General features: G+C 33.0%; 1 protein-coding gene. It reads right to left on the bottom strand.

Annotated features, from left to right (window positions below):
- Nucleotides 1-53: 53 nt before the first annotated feature.
- Nucleotides 54-287 carry a hypothetical protein gene (locus ACFINZ_RS10660; RefSeq protein ID WP_034447405.1) on the bottom strand — a complete coding sequence of 78 codons (234 nt, stop codon included), beginning with the start codon at nucleotides 285-287 and terminating at the stop codon, nucleotides 54-56.
- Nucleotides 288-746 lie beyond the last annotated feature (459 nt).

The raw sequence follows: 746 nt of genomic DNA, 5'->3' as shown, positions 1-746 counted from the left end.
AGATTCCGGTCATCTTCAACAATTAAGATACGCATCACAACATCTGCCAAGAACTAATCGGCGGGAACTGAAATTTCAACACGGTGCAGTTTTTTCCCATCACGAGCAGGTACTACAAATACAACCACACATATACCTCTTCCCTCCTGAACAACTGGTGTTGAACGTACTAAAACGGCCTTCTTTTGAGTCGCAAGCTTTTTGCCAATTTTAGCACATTCAGCAGCTCGAACAGAATTTGTATCTAGAAAAACTGCTATCATTAGAAACAAAAAAACTTTTTTCATAGATATTTTATAATCTCTTTTAGGTGAATATAGAATGAACAATATTTTTTTCTCTCTAAAAATCACGTATGAGGAACACCTTCCATTCTGTATAATAGCATAACCACCTAATATTACCCTATATTTGAACAACTTAAAAATAAAATTTGCTTCAAAGATTATACAATAATTGGAAGAGAAAGTTTTTAAACAAATAATAAAAGCTGAAGATACGATCTACAGAAGCTAAAATCGTTTTAAAGTAAGCTCTTTCTTTGTCAAAACTATAGCAAAAAAGTATTTTTACTCCATATAATGATTTGTTTGTTTACATCACTTTGTCATAGGCTCTTTCAATGTTTGACTTTTTTAAAAAAAAGAAAGCACAACAGAATAGAACCTTTCATAGTCCTGCATTCATTGAACTAGATGCACTTTTCGATACAGCACTTTATCGCCTCCGCTCTACTAACAGTCTCT

Source organism: Bartonella sp. AA81SXKL, assembly GCF_042196945.1.
Lineage (GTDB): Bacteria > Pseudomonadota > Alphaproteobacteria > Rhizobiales > Rhizobiaceae > Bartonella.
This window is presented reverse-complemented; position numbering and strand designations above follow the sequence as displayed.